The organism is Pontibacillus halophilus JSM 076056 = DSM 19796 (genome assembly GCF_000425205.1).
Lineage (GTDB): Bacteria > Bacillota > Bacilli > Bacillales > BH030062 > Pontibacillus_A > Pontibacillus_A halophilus.
The window spans coordinates 119,565-135,201 of the sequence record NZ_AULI01000011.1 but is presented as its reverse complement, the minus strand read 5'-3'; the positions used below and the strand labels follow the sequence as shown (position 1 = coordinate 135,201).

At 42.5% G+C, this 15,637-nt stretch carries 20 protein-coding genes; 13 read left to right on the top strand and 7 right to left on the bottom strand.

Annotated elements, in window-relative coordinates; all coding sequences use genetic code 11:
* The 6 genes from H513_RS21270 to H513_RS0112135 all read left to right on the top strand — a co-directional run.
* Positions 1 to 255 (top strand): ATP-binding protein (locus H513_RS21270; protein WP_026801001.1); only part of this gene is annotated, 255 nt, incomplete at its 5' end.
* Positions 256 to 287: 32 nt separating this feature from the next.
* Entirely contained in the window at positions 288 to 995 is a 708-nt protein-coding gene (locus H513_RS20185) for a hypothetical protein (protein ID WP_161625304.1), read from the top strand.
* Positions 996 to 1,758: 763 nt separating this feature from the next.
* The gene (locus tag H513_RS22170; protein WP_267879646.1) at positions 1,759 to 1,893 is read left to right on the top strand and encodes a hypothetical protein; all 135 of its coding nucleotides are present in this window, start codon (positions 1,759 to 1,761) and stop codon (positions 1,891 to 1,893) included.
* 196 nt (positions 1,894 to 2,089) lie between these two features.
* Positions 2,090 to 2,752 carry a hypothetical protein gene (locus H513_RS0112145; RefSeq protein ID WP_026800999.1) on the top strand — a complete coding sequence of 221 codons (663 nt, stop codon included), beginning with the start codon at positions 2,090 to 2,092 and terminating at the stop codon, positions 2,750 to 2,752.
* A 368-nt stretch (positions 2,753 to 3,120) separates the two neighbouring features.
* Positions 3,121 to 3,756, top strand: a complete 636-nt coding sequence (locus tag H513_RS0112140) for a hypothetical protein (protein ID WP_026800998.1) — start codon at positions 3,121 to 3,123, stop codon at positions 3,754 to 3,756.
* Between the two features lie 24 nt (positions 3,757 to 3,780).
* The gene (locus H513_RS0112135) at positions 3,781 to 4,599 is read left to right on the top strand and encodes a hypothetical protein (protein ID WP_026800997.1); all 819 of its coding nucleotides are present in this window, start codon (positions 3,781 to 3,783) and stop codon (positions 4,597 to 4,599) included.
* Between the two features lie 43 nt (positions 4,600 to 4,642).
* Here H513_RS0112135 and H513_RS0112130 read toward each other — a convergent pair whose 3' ends face one another.
* From H513_RS0112130 to guaC, 3 genes are all read right to left on the bottom strand, one after another.
* A complete protein-coding gene (locus tag H513_RS0112130) occupies positions 4,643 to 5,161 on the bottom strand; it encodes a tubby C-terminal domain-like protein (protein ID WP_420804740.1) in 519 nt (172 codons plus the stop codon).
* Between the two features lie 133 nt (positions 5,162 to 5,294).
* On the bottom strand, positions 5,295 to 5,966 hold the full coding sequence (locus H513_RS22105) for a hypothetical protein (RefSeq protein WP_231572113.1): 672 nt from the start codon (positions 5,964 to 5,966) through the stop codon (positions 5,295 to 5,297).
* A 188-nt stretch (positions 5,967 to 6,154) separates the two neighbouring features.
* Positions 6,155 to 7,138, bottom strand: a complete 984-nt coding sequence (gene guaC, locus H513_RS0112120; protein WP_026800995.1) for a GMP reductase — start codon at positions 7,136 to 7,138, stop codon at positions 6,155 to 6,157.
* Between the two features lie 220 nt (positions 7,139 to 7,358).
* Between guaC and H513_RS0112115 the strand changes: the two genes are divergently transcribed.
* From H513_RS0112115 to H513_RS0112090, 6 genes are all read left to right on the top strand, one after another.
* Complete coding sequence (locus tag H513_RS0112115) at positions 7,359 to 7,664, top strand: PadR family transcriptional regulator (protein ID WP_026800994.1); 306 nt, start codon at positions 7,359 to 7,361, stop codon at positions 7,662 to 7,664.
* Positions 7,665 to 7,679: 15 nt separating this feature from the next.
* The gene (gene chrA, locus H513_RS0112110; RefSeq protein ID WP_026800993.1) at positions 7,680 to 8,858 is read left to right on the top strand and encodes a chromate efflux transporter; all 1,179 of its coding nucleotides are present in this window, start codon (positions 7,680 to 7,682) and stop codon (positions 8,856 to 8,858) included.
* Between the two features lie 108 nt (positions 8,859 to 8,966).
* On the top strand, positions 8,967 to 10,190 hold the full coding sequence (locus H513_RS0112105) for an MFS transporter (RefSeq protein ID WP_026800992.1): 1,224 nt from the start codon (positions 8,967 to 8,969) through the stop codon (positions 10,188 to 10,190).
* A gap of 93 nt (positions 10,191 to 10,283) precedes the next feature.
* On the top strand, positions 10,284 to 10,742 hold the full coding sequence (locus H513_RS20175; protein WP_051239948.1) for a barstar family protein: 459 nt from the start codon (positions 10,284 to 10,286) through the stop codon (positions 10,740 to 10,742).
* Positions 10,743 to 10,767: 25 nt separating this feature from the next.
* Positions 10,768 to 11,601, top strand: coding sequence for a MerR family transcriptional regulator (locus tag H513_RS0112095; protein WP_026800991.1), 834 nt, complete (start codon positions 10,768 to 10,770; stop codon positions 11,599 to 11,601).
* Between the two features lie 71 nt (positions 11,602 to 11,672).
* On the top strand, positions 11,673 to 13,040 hold the full coding sequence (locus tag H513_RS0112090) for an MATE family efflux transporter (RefSeq protein ID WP_026800990.1): 1,368 nt from the start codon (positions 11,673 to 11,675) through the stop codon (positions 13,038 to 13,040).
* 195 nt (positions 13,041 to 13,235) lie between these two features.
* Here H513_RS0112090 and H513_RS0112085 read toward each other — a convergent pair whose 3' ends face one another.
* Positions 13,236 to 13,991, bottom strand: a complete 756-nt coding sequence (locus tag H513_RS0112085) for a metal-binding protein ZinT (protein WP_026800989.1) — start codon at positions 13,989 to 13,991, stop codon at positions 13,236 to 13,238.
* 93 nt (positions 13,992 to 14,084) lie between these two features.
* Complete coding sequence (locus tag H513_RS21645) at positions 14,085 to 14,228, bottom strand: hypothetical protein (RefSeq protein WP_154655240.1); 144 nt, start codon at positions 14,226 to 14,228, stop codon at positions 14,085 to 14,087.
* A 60-nt stretch (positions 14,229 to 14,288) separates the two neighbouring features.
* On the opposite strand from H513_RS21645, the gene H513_RS0112080 reads away from it, so the two are divergent.
* Positions 14,289 to 15,113: a helix-turn-helix domain-containing protein gene (locus H513_RS0112080; protein WP_026800988.1), complete on the top strand. Its 825-nt coding sequence runs from the start codon at positions 14,289 to 14,291 to the stop codon at positions 15,111 to 15,113.
* Between the two features lie 30 nt (positions 15,114 to 15,143).
* Here H513_RS0112080 and H513_RS0112075 read toward each other — a convergent pair whose 3' ends face one another.
* Together H513_RS0112075 and H513_RS0112070 are read right to left on the bottom strand one after the other, a co-directional pair.
* Positions 15,144 to 15,353, bottom strand: coding sequence for a hypothetical protein (locus H513_RS0112075; RefSeq protein ID WP_026800987.1), 210 nt, complete (start codon positions 15,351 to 15,353; stop codon positions 15,144 to 15,146).
* Between the two features lie 11 nt (positions 15,354 to 15,364).
* Positions 15,365 to 15,610 (bottom strand): hypothetical protein, encoded by a 246-nt coding sequence (locus H513_RS0112070; protein ID WP_026800986.1) that lies wholly within the window; start codon positions 15,608 to 15,610, stop codon positions 15,365 to 15,367.
* Positions 15,611 to 15,637 lie beyond the last annotated feature (27 nt).

Genomic DNA, 15,637 nt, shown 5'->3' with positions numbered 1-15,637 from the left:
ATTTTAGATGAGATGGGATACATTCCATTCAGTAAAGAAGGAGCCGAGCTTCTATTTCAACTCATCACCGATTGGTACGAGCAGAAGAGCATCATTATCACTTCAAATTTGGAATTTAGTCAGTGGAATCGAATATTTGTAGACTCGAGGCTAACAGCAGCTTTAGTTGATCGTGTCATACACCACGCTCATGTACTTACATTTTCAGGAGATAGCTACCGGGTTAGCCATGCATTATCCAGACAAAACTACTAAAAATATCGGCTGGCAAGCTTATGTATTTTTCATTGCATTATTATGTACTTTTCTCTTGCAAAACACAATATGAATCGAAATTAGCTAGTTTAACGTATAAGTTGCTTAAAACCGGTGAAAAAATCCCTTTTCTAAAAACATATTTAAAGAAATATGGGAATGCTCCAAGTGGTGTACTCAGAGAGTTAACTAATTTAAATGGTAGAGCGACTAGGATTTCCTTTGGGAAAATTAGTGAATCATATTCCACAGTTATAGCTTGGGACAAAAACGCTTTGAAGGAATATAAATTAAATCCTGATTTAAATAAGACCGCAAAGCAATTCACTACAGTTGATGGTCTGAAAAAAATTATTAAAAGACTCCCGTATGCATCTATAGTGTTTTCTGCAACTACAAACAGTAACGAGCTTTTCAGTGAAGAAAGTAAGAATAGGACAGTTGGAGAAAAGGTAGGGCGATTTGCTGCTGGTATTGGTACTGATGTAGGGATTGCTGGAATGACGACGATGGGGATGATGGCGGGAAATGCAATTCCTATACCTGGAGTGGGAGCTATGATAGGTGGAGTTGCAGGAGCAACGATTGGTACAGCTTTGGCTATAGGCTTAGACGACAAAATAAAAAACGCAGGCGAAGAGGTTGGTGAATTTGTGGAAAATGCCGGTGGAACTGCAGTTAACTTTGTTGAAGACACTTTTGAAAAAACGGGGAAATTTATTTCGAATTTTTTTAATTAGTAGAGTTTTGAGGTGATTAATATTAAAGCGAAAACAGATGAATTCTATAAATATGACAAAATCCGCAATAAAGATAACACCTACAACAAGGAAAAGTTATGGCTAATCTATCTACGTAATATGCACATAATTTTCTTTGCTTTCTTGGCCTTCATCTATATAAACCAATCATCCTGGCAGACAGATGGGGACCCAACGGGAGAAGAGTATTTACTAACCTTTGTGACCGTATCGGAAATTCTTATTATCCTTTTCTCAATATTAACCAAGTTCACTCCAAAGAAACGTGTTAGAACTAAACATACATTCAACTTTCGTAACAAGAATGAGGTTATTGGGTTTCTATTAGCCACTTTGGTATGTGTGTTAATTTCTTTCAGCTATACTACTATGATGGATTTCCCTAGTGCATTATTAAGTCTTGTCTTCCTTTTCAATGGAATTTTCGTATTCCTGAGCTTGATTATCCATCCTCTAATTATCTATTTGTACGAAGTCAATGTCTTCGAGAAAGACCAGCACTCAGTATTGGATTTTACCTTTAAATACATTGCTATATTTGTTTCATCTATTAATTACTATGTTCAAAGGGAGTTGTCGGAACTGCCATTCTTATTGAACAAATTTTTAGCTTTGATATTTGCGATTATTTGGATGTTTCACACACTCTTTTTCATGGGGATATTTGATTCGTAAACATTGGAAATATCTTGATTTAATATGAATTGGTGAGATTAACGATATTTTAGTAGGGGGTATCACTATGACGGAACAATTACCTATCACTCTAACAACCAACGAACTAGTAGCTACGTTCATTCTGACGGGTTACGAAGACCTTGCGAGTCAAATTCTGAATGAACAGAGTTCCTTTAAGTATGAAGGAGAACTTAATTAGTTCATTCAAGAAGATGGAGTCGTGAGTAATTACTGATTCAACGATTATTGAGGATTTACCGGGAGTACATCAGATTTCGACGCATTTCTCAATGTACATAAGAACACTTTGTTATGAGGGGAAAGGGAACAGTTTAGATTGCAAATTTGACTCAGGTTTATAATCAAATTCAAACATATAGATTGCGAGAATAGAGGTGACCAGCATAAAAGCATCCCTAGACTTCATTGATAAGAATGAAAGTACTTACAATAAGAAATTATTATGGCTGGTCTATCTACGTAATATGCACTTGATTTTCTTCATTTTCTTGACCTTTATTGTAATAAATCGTCCATCCTGGCAGGTAAATAAAGAGCAAGTTGGAGAAGATTATTTCCTAGCTTTTGTAATGGTATCAGAATTTTTAATTGTTCTGTTCTCATTCTTCACAGTGTTCACTCCTAAGAATCGTCCTAGAGCTAAACATGAATTTAATTTGAGGAATAAGAAAGAAGCTGTTGGACTAGCTTTGCCAATAATGGTGTTTATCTTATTATCTTTTAGTTACATGACGATGATGCCGTTGCCTAGTGGAATTCTATTTTCAGTCTTTCTTTTTAATGGAATAGTGGTATTTCTAAGTATCATTATGCAACCAGCAATTATCTATCTATATGAGGCTAATGTGTTCGAGAAAGACCAGACCACAATCTTAGATTATGCCTTTAAATACTTTGCTATATTTACTTCTAGCATCAACTACTATGTTCAGAGAGAACTAGCGGAACTCCCATTAATTTTAAATAAAGTACTAGCCGTATTATTTTTTATTATTTGGACATTTCAAACGTTCTTTTACGCAGGGATATTTGGTTAGCCATCACTCAATATAAAGACAAACTGAAAAATCCCTTACATTACAAAGTCAGCATATTAGCAATAGATAAATGTTTGATATTACTCCCTTTCAATATGAGCAGGGCAGTATAATTGTTCTACGTAATGATGCTGGGGGAGCTTGATTAACTACAGCTGGTGTGAGGTTGGTACGATAATAAATTCATGAGTCGGCACCATAATTGGAGGATTAGTAGGAGCGGCCGTAGGAAGTTATATTGATGAAGGATTTAAAACATTTAAACAACTGCTGACAACTTTGCAGAAAATGTGAGTGAAAAAATAGATGATGTTAAGGGGGGATTGATGTCTAATTTCTTTAATTAATTGTTGAGGGGTTGTGCTCTTTTGGTAGAAAAAGCTCAAGTAAATCTAAGAAATAAAAAAATTAGCTTCAAGAGAGCTACTAGATTTTTCTTTAAAGTACATTTATATTTTCTTGTATTTTTCATGGGGACTATTGTGAATATTGATGATTGGGAAGAGGGAAGCATTAATACGATCTACATCCTTTTGTTTTTTTCTGTGTTGTTTATCGCTTTTGGAACCATAATAGCCCTTTTTAAGCCAAGTCCTAATAGAAATAAAAAAATTCATATAAATTGGAAGGAACCGAAAGAAATCTGGGGAATGGGGATATGTGTTGTTGCTCTAACTCTTTTTTCTTGTATCTTTATCCCCATCGTTCCATTTCCAAGTACGATTATCTTAGTAATTTTTGTTTTTAATGGGGTGTTGGCAACTGTGTCTCTCCTTCTACATCCGGCAATCATATATAGTTATGAACTTAATGTTTATGGGGAAGCTCAAACGGTGCACGATTATGTGTATAAATATGTCGCATTAATAACAAGCAACGTAAATTACAGAATCCAACTAGAGCTTTCGGTATTACCTTACGTCGTTAATAAGTTACTTGCCCTTCTATTTGTAGCCTATATCGTATGGATGGCGAGTGGCTTTATTATAACGTTTGGTGAGTAAAGAATAAGAAATGGAGTGGTTATAGTGGCAAAGACAAATGAAGTCAACTTAACTCTAACAACCAACGAACTAGTAGCTACGTTCATTCTGACGGGTTACGAAGACCTTGCGAGTCAAATTCTGAATGAACAGAGTTTACTTACGAATGAAGAAGAACTTAATCGGTTTATTCAAGAAGCTTCTTCTTCATTAGCACAGAAAGGTTTCTGGGCGATTGACGATGATGGAGAGGTACGTGAAGATGTTAAAGCTTTGGTGCAAGACTTAGTTCAAGCAGAGAGAAAGGCTCGTGCCGTTCGGATGCGGGACAGAAGTGTGCTGCTCCTTCACTATACGAGTCATGAGCAAGTACTGATTCAGCGGGTAGAAGGCAAGTTACATAAGTTTCGTTATACTACAATAACTCATCCGTTTGGAGAATTAGTAAAGGATTTCTTCTCGACTGGTAGCGGCAATGAATTGGAGCAAGAGGGGATTGAGGTGAACCCTCTTCAATTATCGAGTTCAGACTTTGATGACATTCATACCACAGACCCTTCGGTGCTAGAAGCTTTAGTAAAGGATGATGCTGCTGATTTGACAATGCGTGCATTTGCGAAAGCGTTCCTTCAAAACAGTCAAGAGCTTGATAACCTTTCGTTCATGCATTCTAACTATGTTGAAGACCAGTCAGTCATGGAACAAGTTATCTTCTTATTGCCAACACCAGATTTTGTGTGGCATATCGACTATGATCAAGTCAATGAAGATGTTATTTACGCACAGCCTGTCTCTTATTCTAGGTATATTGATGAGTTGGAAAGGGGAATTGTCCAGTTCTTCTACCATTCGTATGCTCGGTGAGGGTGAATAGAAGGTGGATGTTGGAAAGGATTGTATCCTTTCCTCATCCAGCGTGGAAATAGGTGTGAAATACGCCCAAGAAGAATAGTTCATCCTCTTTATAGTCCTCATCTCTTAGTTCAAAGTGAGCTTTAGAGGGAACCGACATCGTGTTATCCCATTCTGCGACAAGGGTGCCATCCTTCTTAATGATGGCTTTCTCGAGAGGCTGCTTAATCAGCTCATACGTGCCACCGTTGTAATCAAACGTCGTGGTTTCACCGAGGTCAAAGGTCTTCTGGTCAATAAGATGGACGTTGTGTTCTTCATTGTTCTTAAAGTAGGAGAGGTGGTATTGTCTTCTATTGAATGGATTTGTAGCTTTCTTTGATAAGAAAACAACTTGCTGGTTAGCATCAGTCACTTGGTAATTCACAAATATTCGTCCTTTTAGTAGCTTATCTACGATTCTCTTACTGGAGCTTTCGTAGTATCTCGCAACGGAACCTATCGTGCGGTTCGTGTCGTCGACAATCGGTGAAGCTTTCGTTGAGAAGACATTGTAGAAACGATAAGTATACAGTAGTGGGCACTCCTTCTTTCTGTAAATTAAGTAAGGTGATGGGCGAATCCACTACATAATTTAACATAAATAGGTAGGATGGGGACAAATTTCTCGTTTGACACATGTAAGCATGAACCCGTCCCCCATACCATTACTCTACTGGTGTTAGCAGTATTCTAGCTTCTGTTTGGATGGTGTCTCCTTCTGATACAGAGAAGGTGTAGGAAGGTTCTCCCCACGTGCCGTCTCCGAGAATGGTATTCACCTTTAGGCCATCGTTTACGAATAAGTTGCTCCCTTCTCCGATTGGGGTAGCCGTATATCTTCCGGAAGGCAGATCTGTACCTACTGTATAGTAACCGGCAGATAGTTCGATAGGGTCGTCTCCTGTTTCTTGTAGCTTTCCTTGTGCGACAGAGAGTGCCTCTGTTACAGTATTCAGCTCTCCTTGCTTCTCCTCGATTTGCGCAGTTAAATCAGCTAGTTTCTCATCTGCTTCTTTACGACCTTCTTCTAATTCTTTATCAAGGGTAGCTTGCACATCAGCGAGTTTTGCTTCTAATTCTGCCAGCTGCTCAGCAGTCTCATCTTTCTTAGAAATGAGTGCTTCTGTATCCGTCTTGTCCTTTGAGAGTGACTCTAGCTCTTCCTCAGCTTGTGATTTATTTTTCTGCAACCCTTCAATTTCTTCATCCAATTCTGATATGGTCATCTTCTTCTCATCAATGATTGCCTTATTTCCACTCATACCAATTCCGAAACCTACCATGAATAAGATGAAAGCAGAAACTACATATACCGTAATCTTCAAGAACAGCTTCATCTGTAAGCCCTCCCAAAAAAATAAGCATTTGAAGATATATATTCGGTATTGCAGGGCTTATTCCAAAAACGATGGGGGACAGAGGGACAGGTTCATCGTCCCGGGCGCACTCATGATAGGGGTGGGACAAATAACCTGTCCCCCCGTCCCACAAAAAAGACGAGCCGCAATGGGCTCGTCTTTTCTTCTTAATAGACTTTATCGCCGTTAAAGATGGAGTTCTTCACGACTACGTAGTCGACTGTACGGATGGTTTCAAGCTTCGTTCCACCTGCATAAGAGATAGCAGATTGAAGGTCTTGTTCCATTTCTGTAAGAGTGTCGGCTAGGTTTCCTTTGTGTTCTACGTACATTTTCTTGCCTTCTACGTTTTTCTTTTCACCTTTTTGGAATTCGGATGCGGATCCGAAGTATTCTTTTACGAGTCTGCCGTCGACTTCTGTTGTTTCGCCTGGAGATTCTTCGTGCCCAGCGAATAGGGAGCCAATCATGACCATGGATGCACCAAAGCGGATGGACTTCGCGATATCTCCGTGTGTACGGATCCCACCGTCTGCGATAATTGGTTTAGAAGCAGCTTTCGCACACCAGCGAAGCGCTGCGAGCTGCCAGCCGCCTGTGCCGAATCCGGTTTTAATCTTTGTGATGCACACTTTACCAGGGCCGATGCCGACTTTCGTAGCGTCTGCGCCTGCGTTCTCAAGTTCACGTACGGCTTCAGGTGTGCCGACGTTCCCTGCAATGACGAAGCTACTTGGCAAGTATTCTTTAATATGCTGAATCATAGAGATGACGGCGTTGGAGTGGCCGTGCGCAATGTCGATTGTAATGAATTCAGGAACAAGGCGTGCTTCTGCCAATTGTTTAACAAAGTCGTACTCTTCTTCTTTAACGCCTACACTAATGGATGCAATCAATCCACGACTTTGCATTTCTTTAATGAAATCAACGCGCGTCTCTGGTTCGAAGCGGTGCATGACATAGAAGTAACCTCTTTCGGCTAAGAAAGTCGCAATCTTCTCGTCGATAATGGTCTGCATGTTAGCTGGGACAACTGGAAGCTTAAATGTATAACCGCCTAGTGTAATGGACGTATCACATTCTGAACGACTGTTTACGACACATTTCGCGGGAATTAGTTGAATATCTTCGTAATCAAATACATTTTCCATGGTGAACACTCCTAAAAAGCGAATATTGAAATTGCTTACTTTAATAATTGTTCGTACATTGAGTAATTTACAGGAACATATAGGGAATGTCAATCACTTTATAACTGAAAAAGCGTCTTTACAAACTCTTAAACTTTTGACGATTGCATGACATGAAACCATCCTCTATAATCGTTATCGGAGTTCGATAACGAAACTCGATAACGAGAGGAGTACAAGCTTGGATAACAAGGTGTTACGGAAGTTATTCCATGGCTTCATCCACATTCACATTCTTCATCATGCGGGCGAAGAGCCGATTTATGGAACGTGGATGTTGGAGGAGCTTCGGGAGCATGGGTACGACATAAGCCCGGGGACGCTCTATCCCATTCTTCACAACATGGAGGTGGACGGACTCTTATCTAAAGAAGAAGTGAACGTAGACGGGAAAATCCGTAAGTACTACCGCTCCACTGACAAAGGGGAAGAGGTGCTCGTTGAAGCGCGTGCAAAAGCGTACGAGCTGTTCAAAGAAATCAAATAGAAGAGAGGGAGACCATTGCAGAAACTAAAGACGTTACTAGAAATCTTACTAGCGTCAACTAAGCTTGGCTTAACATCATTCGGTGGGCCTGTTGCTCACTTAGCTTATTTCAAAGATGAATACATCGACCGTCGCAAATGGCTCGATGACAAGACCTATGCAGACATCATTGCGTTGTGTCAGTTCCTCCCTGGACCGGCTAGTTCCCAGGTTGGAATTTCAATCGGGATGCTCCGTGGTGGCATACTCGGAGGACTTGTCTCATGGTTCGGATTTACTGTGCCATCTATTCTTGTACTTGTCGTCTTCGCCATGTTGTACCAGACACTAACGCTTGATGATGCGATATTTATCCACAGCTTGAAGGTCGTCGCAGCAGCTGTTGTCTTGCATGCGTTAATCGGACTTGGCAAGAAGTTAACACCAGATCTGACGCGAAAGGCGTTCGCTCTTGTGGCAGCGACCGTTATGCTCTTATTCCCATCCGCTTGGGTGCAAATCTTAATCATTCTAACGGCAGGACTTGTTGGACTTTGGCTCTTCAAAGATAAAGCAGAGACGAAGGTGCAGCCATTTGAAATTTCTATCTCGAAGAAAGCGGGAATCACTTCTCTTAGTGTACTGATCTTATTGCTCGTATCCTTACCCATTGTGACCCGCTTCGTTGAACATCCGTTGTTAACAATCTTCGATATCTTCTTCCGTGTTGGTTCTCTTGTATTCGGCGGGGGCCACGTCGTCTTGCCGATGCTCGAGCGTGAAGTGGTGCCACAAGGGTTCCTCTCACCAGATGAATTCCTTGCGGGGTATGGGATGGCGCAAGCCGTACCTGGACCGCTCTTCACGTTCTCCAGTTACTTGGGAACAATGATGGAAGGTGTAATTGGCGCAATCGTAGCGACAGTTGGCATGTTCTTGCCATCATTCTTACTCATCATTGCGGCGTTGCCGTTCCTAAATACCTTACGCCAGAAGAAATCATTCCAAGGTGTCCTTATGGGTGTGAATGCAAGTGTGGTTGGAATTCTCCTTGCTGCATTCTACGACCCCGTCCTCAAAAGCTCAATCTTGGATGCTTCTGATTTCGCATTAGGTGCAATCTTATTTGCGCTCTTAAACATGTGGAAGGTGCCCGCGTGGATGATTGTGATCCTTGGTGTCGTTGGCGGTTATGTCATTCATTTCATAGGTTAAATCTTTGTAACCAGACCTTTTAGCAGGTCTGGTTTTTTATGTGGATAGAATCGATTGCCTTTTGATACAATATACCCAACGGGGTTTATTGTGCGGGAGGTAGATGAAGTGAAATCAGTACAAATTGGTATAAAGGAAAACCTGTTAAATTTTATCATGCTCGTGTTAACAAATTTCTTCGTAGGTTCCATGGTCGGGTTAGAGCGAACTGTTCTTCCTGTCATCGGAGAGGAAGACTTTGGATTAGCCTCTGCTAGTGCGGCCTTATCCTTTATTATTAGCTTTGGCTTCTCGAAAGCCATCGTCAATTACTTTGCAGGTGCCATCGCCGATCGATTAGGTAGGAAAAAGGTGCTTCTAATTGGCTGGGGCTTCGGAATTGTTGTGCCATTGCTCGTCATTTTCGCAGATGCGTGGTGGATGGTCGTCGTTGCGAACATCTTCCTTGGCTTGAATCAAGGTCTTGCTTGGTCGATGACAGTGAACATGAAGATAGACTTGGCAAAGCCGGCAGAAAGAGGCTTTGCGGTGGGAATGAATGAGTTCGCTGGCTATATCGGGGTCGCGGCAATGGCGGCTTTATCAGGGTTAATTGCGACAAATTTCTCGAATCGCCCTGAACCATTCTATGTAGGCATTGTCATCGTGGTCATTGGCTTCTTATTATCGCTATTCATCACGGATACGAGCGCTCATATGAAAGCTCAAGCGCAGTTGTCCACTAAGAGTGAGGAGAAAAAGCCAGCCCGAGAGGTGTTCAAGCTCACAACGTATGGGAATAAAAACTTGTCGAGCAATACGTTCGCCGGCTTAAGCACGAACCTTAAAGATGGTATGGCTTGGGGGCTCTTCCCGCTGTTCTTTACAGGAGTCGGACTATCTGTAAGCGAGATTGGCCTGATAGTGGCGGTGTATCCCGCTGCTTGGGGCTTCTTCCAGCTCTTCACGGGCACCATAAGCGACCGCATAGGAAGGAAGAAGCTCATTGTTGGAGGGATGTGGCTTCAAGCGTTTTCGTTATGGATGGTCTTAACTGTGAATGGGTACAGCTTATGGGTGATTGCCGCCGTTCTATTAGGGCTCGGGACCGCCATGGTGTACCCGACGTTGCAAGCGTCGATTAGCGACGTCGCAGGCCCAGCTTGGCGTGCTTCAGCCATGGGTGTTTATCGCTTTTGGCGAGACAGTGGGTATGCATTCGGTGCACTATTCGCCGGTCTACTCACCGATTTATTAAGCGTTGAATGGGCAATCGGACTTGTCGCGTTGCTTCCATTCCTTGCTGGGGTGGTTGCTGCAACAAGGTTAGATGAGACGCTTCCATCGCAATAAGAGGAATGCCAGGTTCAGTAAAGGGCCTGGCATTTTCTGCGTGTGAAAACGAATTCGGATCCGTGGGATGCTATAGTGGAGGAAGGTGATGAAATGGATACATGGAAGCAACTTATGTTGACTGGTTCGGTAAAGAAGTATCGTGAAAATCAGGTCCTGCATCGCTATCAGGAAGAACTTATGAATGAGGGATTTACTGTCTACACGTTTGACTGTAGGCTTTGGGATGAGTGTAACTACCATAGAGATTTAGCCACTACCCTTCATTTCCCGGACTATTATGGCAACAACCTACATGCACTGCATGATTGCTTGACTGAACTAGAAGCTGAAGGAGGGGGAATCCTGTTGGTGTTTACGCATTATGATCGATTTGCGGAACAATTCCCTCCCGTTGCTCATGCCATACTGGATACCATTCAAGCCGCGGCTTGGGAATTGTTGTTAGAGCAAGTGAAACTGGTTGCATTTGTGCAAATGAGCGAAGAGGACCTCCCGTTTGAGCAGCTAGGTGTACGACATGCAGAATGGAACGACGCAGAATTCCTTTAGAACGTACATATAAGGAGTGAAGAGAATGAAACGGCAGTTTAAAGTGGGAGAAGTCTCAAAGTTATTCATGATTCCACAATCGACGCTTAGGTATTACGATGAAATCGGTCTCTTTCAGCCGTCAGAAACAGACCCTGAGAATCAATACCGGTACTACTCGGTTGATCAGTTCGTGGTGCTCGATACGATTATCTTTCTACGTAAGAACGGCTTCACGTTGAAAGATATAAAAGCGCAGTTGGATCAACGCACTCCTCAAAATACAAAGGTGTTATTGGAGAAGAAGCTTCAAGAAGTGCAGGAGGAAATCCAGCGGATGAAGCGGGTGGCCATGAAAATTGAGGGGAAACTCTCAACTATAGATGAGGGATTGGAGCTAGTTGAAGAGCCTGGCCTATTCATCAAGTACTATCCGAGACGTCCTATTACCTTTCTATACTATAATGAGCCCATTGACTTGATTGATGAACTTGGAGATTTGTACGTGCAGGAGATGGAGCAGTTGTCGTCCCCATCCATGGAATACAACGGCTTTTTCTCTGGTGATATTGGAACGATGGTTGATGAGGCCAGCTTGGATGGACGGACGCGCTTGAAGTATAAGGGTGTGTTCGAACTACACCATGGAGAAGCGTGGAAGGAGGAGCAGGCGTATTTAGAAGAAGGGTGGTATGCCTGTTACCCTTATAAAGGTTCTTATGCATCCATTAAAGAAGGCTATGATACGTTACTGCATGAACTGGAAAGAGAAGCTTATGAGCGGATTGGACCGCTGATTGAAATCGCGATGTTGGACGACTCAATTGTTCTAGACCCAGAGGACTATGTAACGGTTATAGCGGTTCGGATTTCTCGCTAAATGGTATTGACCTTCAAGTAGCTTGAAGGTTTACACTTAGCCTTATCAAGTTATTTAGGAGGCCATCCATCATGAATGAGACACACGATCTATTAAGAAATCAACCCGTTCGTCGCGTGTTTTTCCACTACTTTATCCCTTCATTATTCGGACTAATGCTTATGTCAGTGAACATCTTAATTGATGGGATTTTCGTTGGTAACGGAGTTGGCTCTGTAGCGCTCGGGAGTGTGAACCTTGCGATGCCTGTCTTCTCCTTGCTCCTATCGATCTCGCTATGGATTGGAATCGGTGGGGGTACGCTCTATTCCATGCACGTAGGTTCAGGAGCAGATACGGAAGCGAGGAGTGTCTTTTCCTTGTCCGTGTTCACTACCGTTGTGCTCGTACTACTAATTGGTGGGGTCGGGTACTTCAATGTGGGGGAAATTGCGGGTATATTAGGGGCAAATGAAGATACGCTCCCTTACGTAATTGATTATTTAGCCATTATGTTCCTATTTGGTTGGCTGATGGCTTTGCAGCAGTTGATTAGTATCTTCGTTCGGAACGATGGAAGTCCGAGGCTATCTATGATTTCTCTTGCTGTAACGGCGGTTTCAAATATTGGGTTAAACTACTACATGATATTCGTTCTTGAACTTGGTGTGAAGGGTGCCGCAATTGGGACTGTGATTGCCGAAGGGATTGGTCTACTTGTAATCCTGACGCACTTCATGAAGAAGGGGACAAAGTTAAGGGCGTTCGCGTTTCGCTGGTCGTGGAAGTCGTTACGCAGTATTTTCTCAATTGGCTTCCCAAGTTACCTTGCAGAAATGGGAATGCTTGTCTTTGTGACCGGATACAACCTTGCTGTAGTAGGATTAGCTGGAACAGAAGGTGTGGCTGCCTTTTCTGTCATTAACTACTTGCATGGGTTTATGTTCTTATCTTTCTTTGGCATTGAATCTGCCTTACAACCAATGATTAGCTTCTATTACGGCGCTCGGCAAAGCGATCGAATTAAACGAAGCGTTGAGATTGGTGAACGGGCAGCACTCATCCTAGGTGTCAGCCTCTTTGCAATCGGTCTGTTGGCTGCACCGCTTCTGATTACGTTATTTGGACTCGAGTCACAAGCAATTAAAGACCTAGCGATACAAGGGATTCGTCTTTTCTTTATCGCCTATCTGTTCATGGGCTTTAACTTTATTTATATGACGTATTTCCAATCGATTGGCCAGATTCGACCATCTATCTTCATCATTGTGCTAAGAAGCTTTATCCTCATGCTTTTCTTCCTTTGGATTCTGCCTAAAGGGTTCGGCATTTCTGGTGTGTGGTTGTCTGTTCCAGTAGCGGAGGCACTCGTTGCGATTGGATTGTTTGTAACGGTTCGAAAGCGTGTCCGGAGTGGGGTATATCATCAACGACCGACAACGAACGAAATGAATGGATAGGGAAGAAGCGGCTGGGAGACCAGTTGCTTCTTTCATAAGTGTAAGGCAACCCCATAATTGAGTTGTGACATAGGTAATCGAACTTCTGGGCCAGGTACAAAAAATATTCTACAAATCTAAAATAAGCTGAAGACCAAAATCGGTCCTCAGCTTATTTATGAAGTAATGGTCATGATTATATAGGGTCAGTGACCCTTAATGCTTCATCATCTCATGTGCGATTTCATGACCGTCCATTTCTGATGGATAATAGGTTGGCCAGTTTGTGACTTCATCCAATAGCGCTTCACGGTCATTGCCCCAGTACAGGTGATAGTGGTCCGCATCGGTTGGATTGATGCTGTGGTCACTAAATTGGATATATTGAGGGAGGTCTTGAGACTCTTCAGTTAGCTTAAATATGTAACGTACCCCTCTATTTCCCGCTTCGTAGGTAAGTATTTCATATCCATTGTAATTATACTCCCCAGTAGACTCTTCGCCATTTTCGAAGAACGTTACGTTATTGTCTTCAATGACAATACGTTCCACATCTGTCTCATAGCCAACTTTATAATACTCTTTATATTCTTCTGCTGTCCTATCACTGTCATCTTCAGCCTTATGAGAGAAAACTTCATCGAGTGTCCCATCCTGAAGGTGTGGGTATACGGATTGCCAATCTCCTGCCCAATCAGATAGTTGACGATCCTTCACTTGATCATCTTCAAAGTAACCATCATAAATGCGTTGTGCTTCTTCATCATGTGCATGGCTATGGTCGTGATCATGGTCATGATTGTGTTCACTCTGCTCTTCTGATTTAGAGGATTCATCTGAACCTCCGGACGAATCGGATACAGCCTCTGATTCTTTCACTTCTTCACTGCTGCTTGACTCTTCTTCTCCACAAGCAGTCATAATGAACAGTAAAGCAACTACACTAATAATGCCTAAGAATTTTTTAACCATTGTTTCTCCTCCTTTATACCAGGACTATTCTATAGTAATGATTACGATTTGTAAATAGTAATAATTACGCTTTACAACTAGAAATAAGTCGGTTTATGCAAATAGGCTACATGCATGGGGAAGGTGCTCTGGGAATTTCACGATTGCAATGTTGTGTTTGATTTCCTCATACTCCGGTGTTCCTAGGACAGTACCGAGCGGCTTCAGCACGCGTGTAACTTGGGCGAGATGTAGCACTTAAGCCCCCAAACTCTCTTCTTATGACGATTATAGTCATAAACGGAAGAGGTGGTAGGGATGTATCGCTCCGAGTTAAGAGAGTATCAGACGTTTCGTACGAAAAAAGAGATGGATGAACGAGTGAGAGGGTTCGTGCAAAGGTGGAAGTACGAATTATCGGAAGGGAATTACGAGGTCTTAAGGTTTATATGGCGTCATTCTGTTAAATTCCCGGGTGTATCGTATGCGAAGGTAGAGACAATTATGAAGGGAACGAAGAAAAGTCGGAGTACGGTCGTACGCTCCATTCGACGTTTCGTGGAGCTTGGTTTACTTACACGGGTAGAGACGGTCCGGGCGAATGGGAAGAGGGGTGTGAATCTGCTCGTCATTCAACCTTATCGAAACCATGTGGAGAAGGATGACACCCTACCTGACACCGTTAAAGACACGGTATGGACAAGGGGGGAACCGTTGAGACAACAGGCTTCAAGAGTGCTACGCACCGTGGAAACAGAAAGAATACACAAAGAAACAAACCCTAATAAAGAGAATATCGTAAGGGAAGCGAATGCGTTCAATCTTACCTATTTGCCTTCCCACATACCTCGTTCATTTGCGAAGGTCGCTCAACCCTACTTGACGCTATGTGAGATTGAGGAAGCGTGGAAGCGGGTGGTCACAGCCTATGCAGAAGTTCGTCTGTATGGGGACCTTTACGATTATGAAGACTCCATTATTGAAGTGTTGAAGCCGTGCCTGTATGTGTGGATGATTGGGAAGGTGAAGAGTGGATTCATGCCGTATTTTTACGGGGCGGTAAGAGAGGAATTTAGAAGGTTAGTGCGCCATCAGGTTCATAATGACCGGGATAACCCTTATTATGATTGGTTGCATGAATAAGAGAAAATCGCCAAATCTCTCTGGCGATTTTCACTGTGCTTTCGGGAGATGAGCGTCGACCCAATCATAGAAATGGTCGTACGCTTCATCTAACGAAGTAGCTTTAAATAAATGCTGATCTCGGTTTGGGACGTCGTTCTCAGCTAGAAAGACGTCCCAAGCCCCTTGATGCCATAAACCTACTGCTTCAACTTCAGTCTTGCCTTTGTAGTAACCGATATAAATGGTGTTCTTGCTCAACGTGTCACCTCTTATTGGTTGTTTACTTTTTGTTCTGCAATCAAATCTTCCAAGCGTTCCTTCTGAGCGACGAGGTCTTCTACCGTGAGATTCTGATTCGGTACAGATTGAAGAGAGCTCTGTGCTTGGTTTCCTAGTCCTGGGTTCTGAATCAGTTGGGACAGTTGGCCTTGATTCTGCTCATATAAGCGATAACCAACTGCTCCTACAACTGTTCCTGATACAAACCCCATTAGAAAATCTTTATTCATAACCATAACTTCATTCCTCCTAGAATTTTAAGA

Coding starts and splice junctions, on each gene's coding strand:
- H513_RS20175 (WP_051239948.1), top strand. CDS start 10,284: ATGGATACATGGAAGCAACTTATGTTGACTGGTTCGGTAAAGAAGTAT.
- H513_RS22105 (WP_231572113.1), bottom strand. CDS start 5,966: ATGAAGCTGTTCTTGAAGATTACGGTATATGTAGTTTCTGCTTTCATC.
- H513_RS0112090 (WP_026800990.1), top strand. CDS start 11,673: ATGAATGAGACACACGATCTATTAAGAAATCAACCCGTTCGTCGCGTG.
- H513_RS0112070 (WP_026800986.1), bottom strand. CDS start 15,610: ATGGTTATGAATAAAGATTTTCTAATGGGGTTTGTATCAGGAACAGTT.
- H513_RS0112080 (WP_026800988.1), top strand. CDS start 14,289: ATGTATCGCTCCGAGTTAAGAGAGTATCAGACGTTTCGTACGAAAAAA.
- H513_RS0112085 (WP_026800989.1), bottom strand. CDS start 13,991: ATGGTTAAAAAATTCTTAGGCATTATTAGTGTAGTTGCTTTACTGTTC.
- H513_RS0112095 (WP_026800991.1), top strand. CDS start 10,768: ATGAAACGGCAGTTTAAAGTGGGAGAAGTCTCAAAGTTATTCATGATT.
- H513_RS22170 (WP_267879646.1), top strand. CDS start 1,759: ATGACGGAACAATTACCTATCACTCTAACAACCAACGAACTAGTAGCT.
- guaC (WP_026800995.1), bottom strand. CDS start 7,138: ATGGAAAATGTATTTGATTACGAAGATATTCAACTAATTCCCGCGAAA.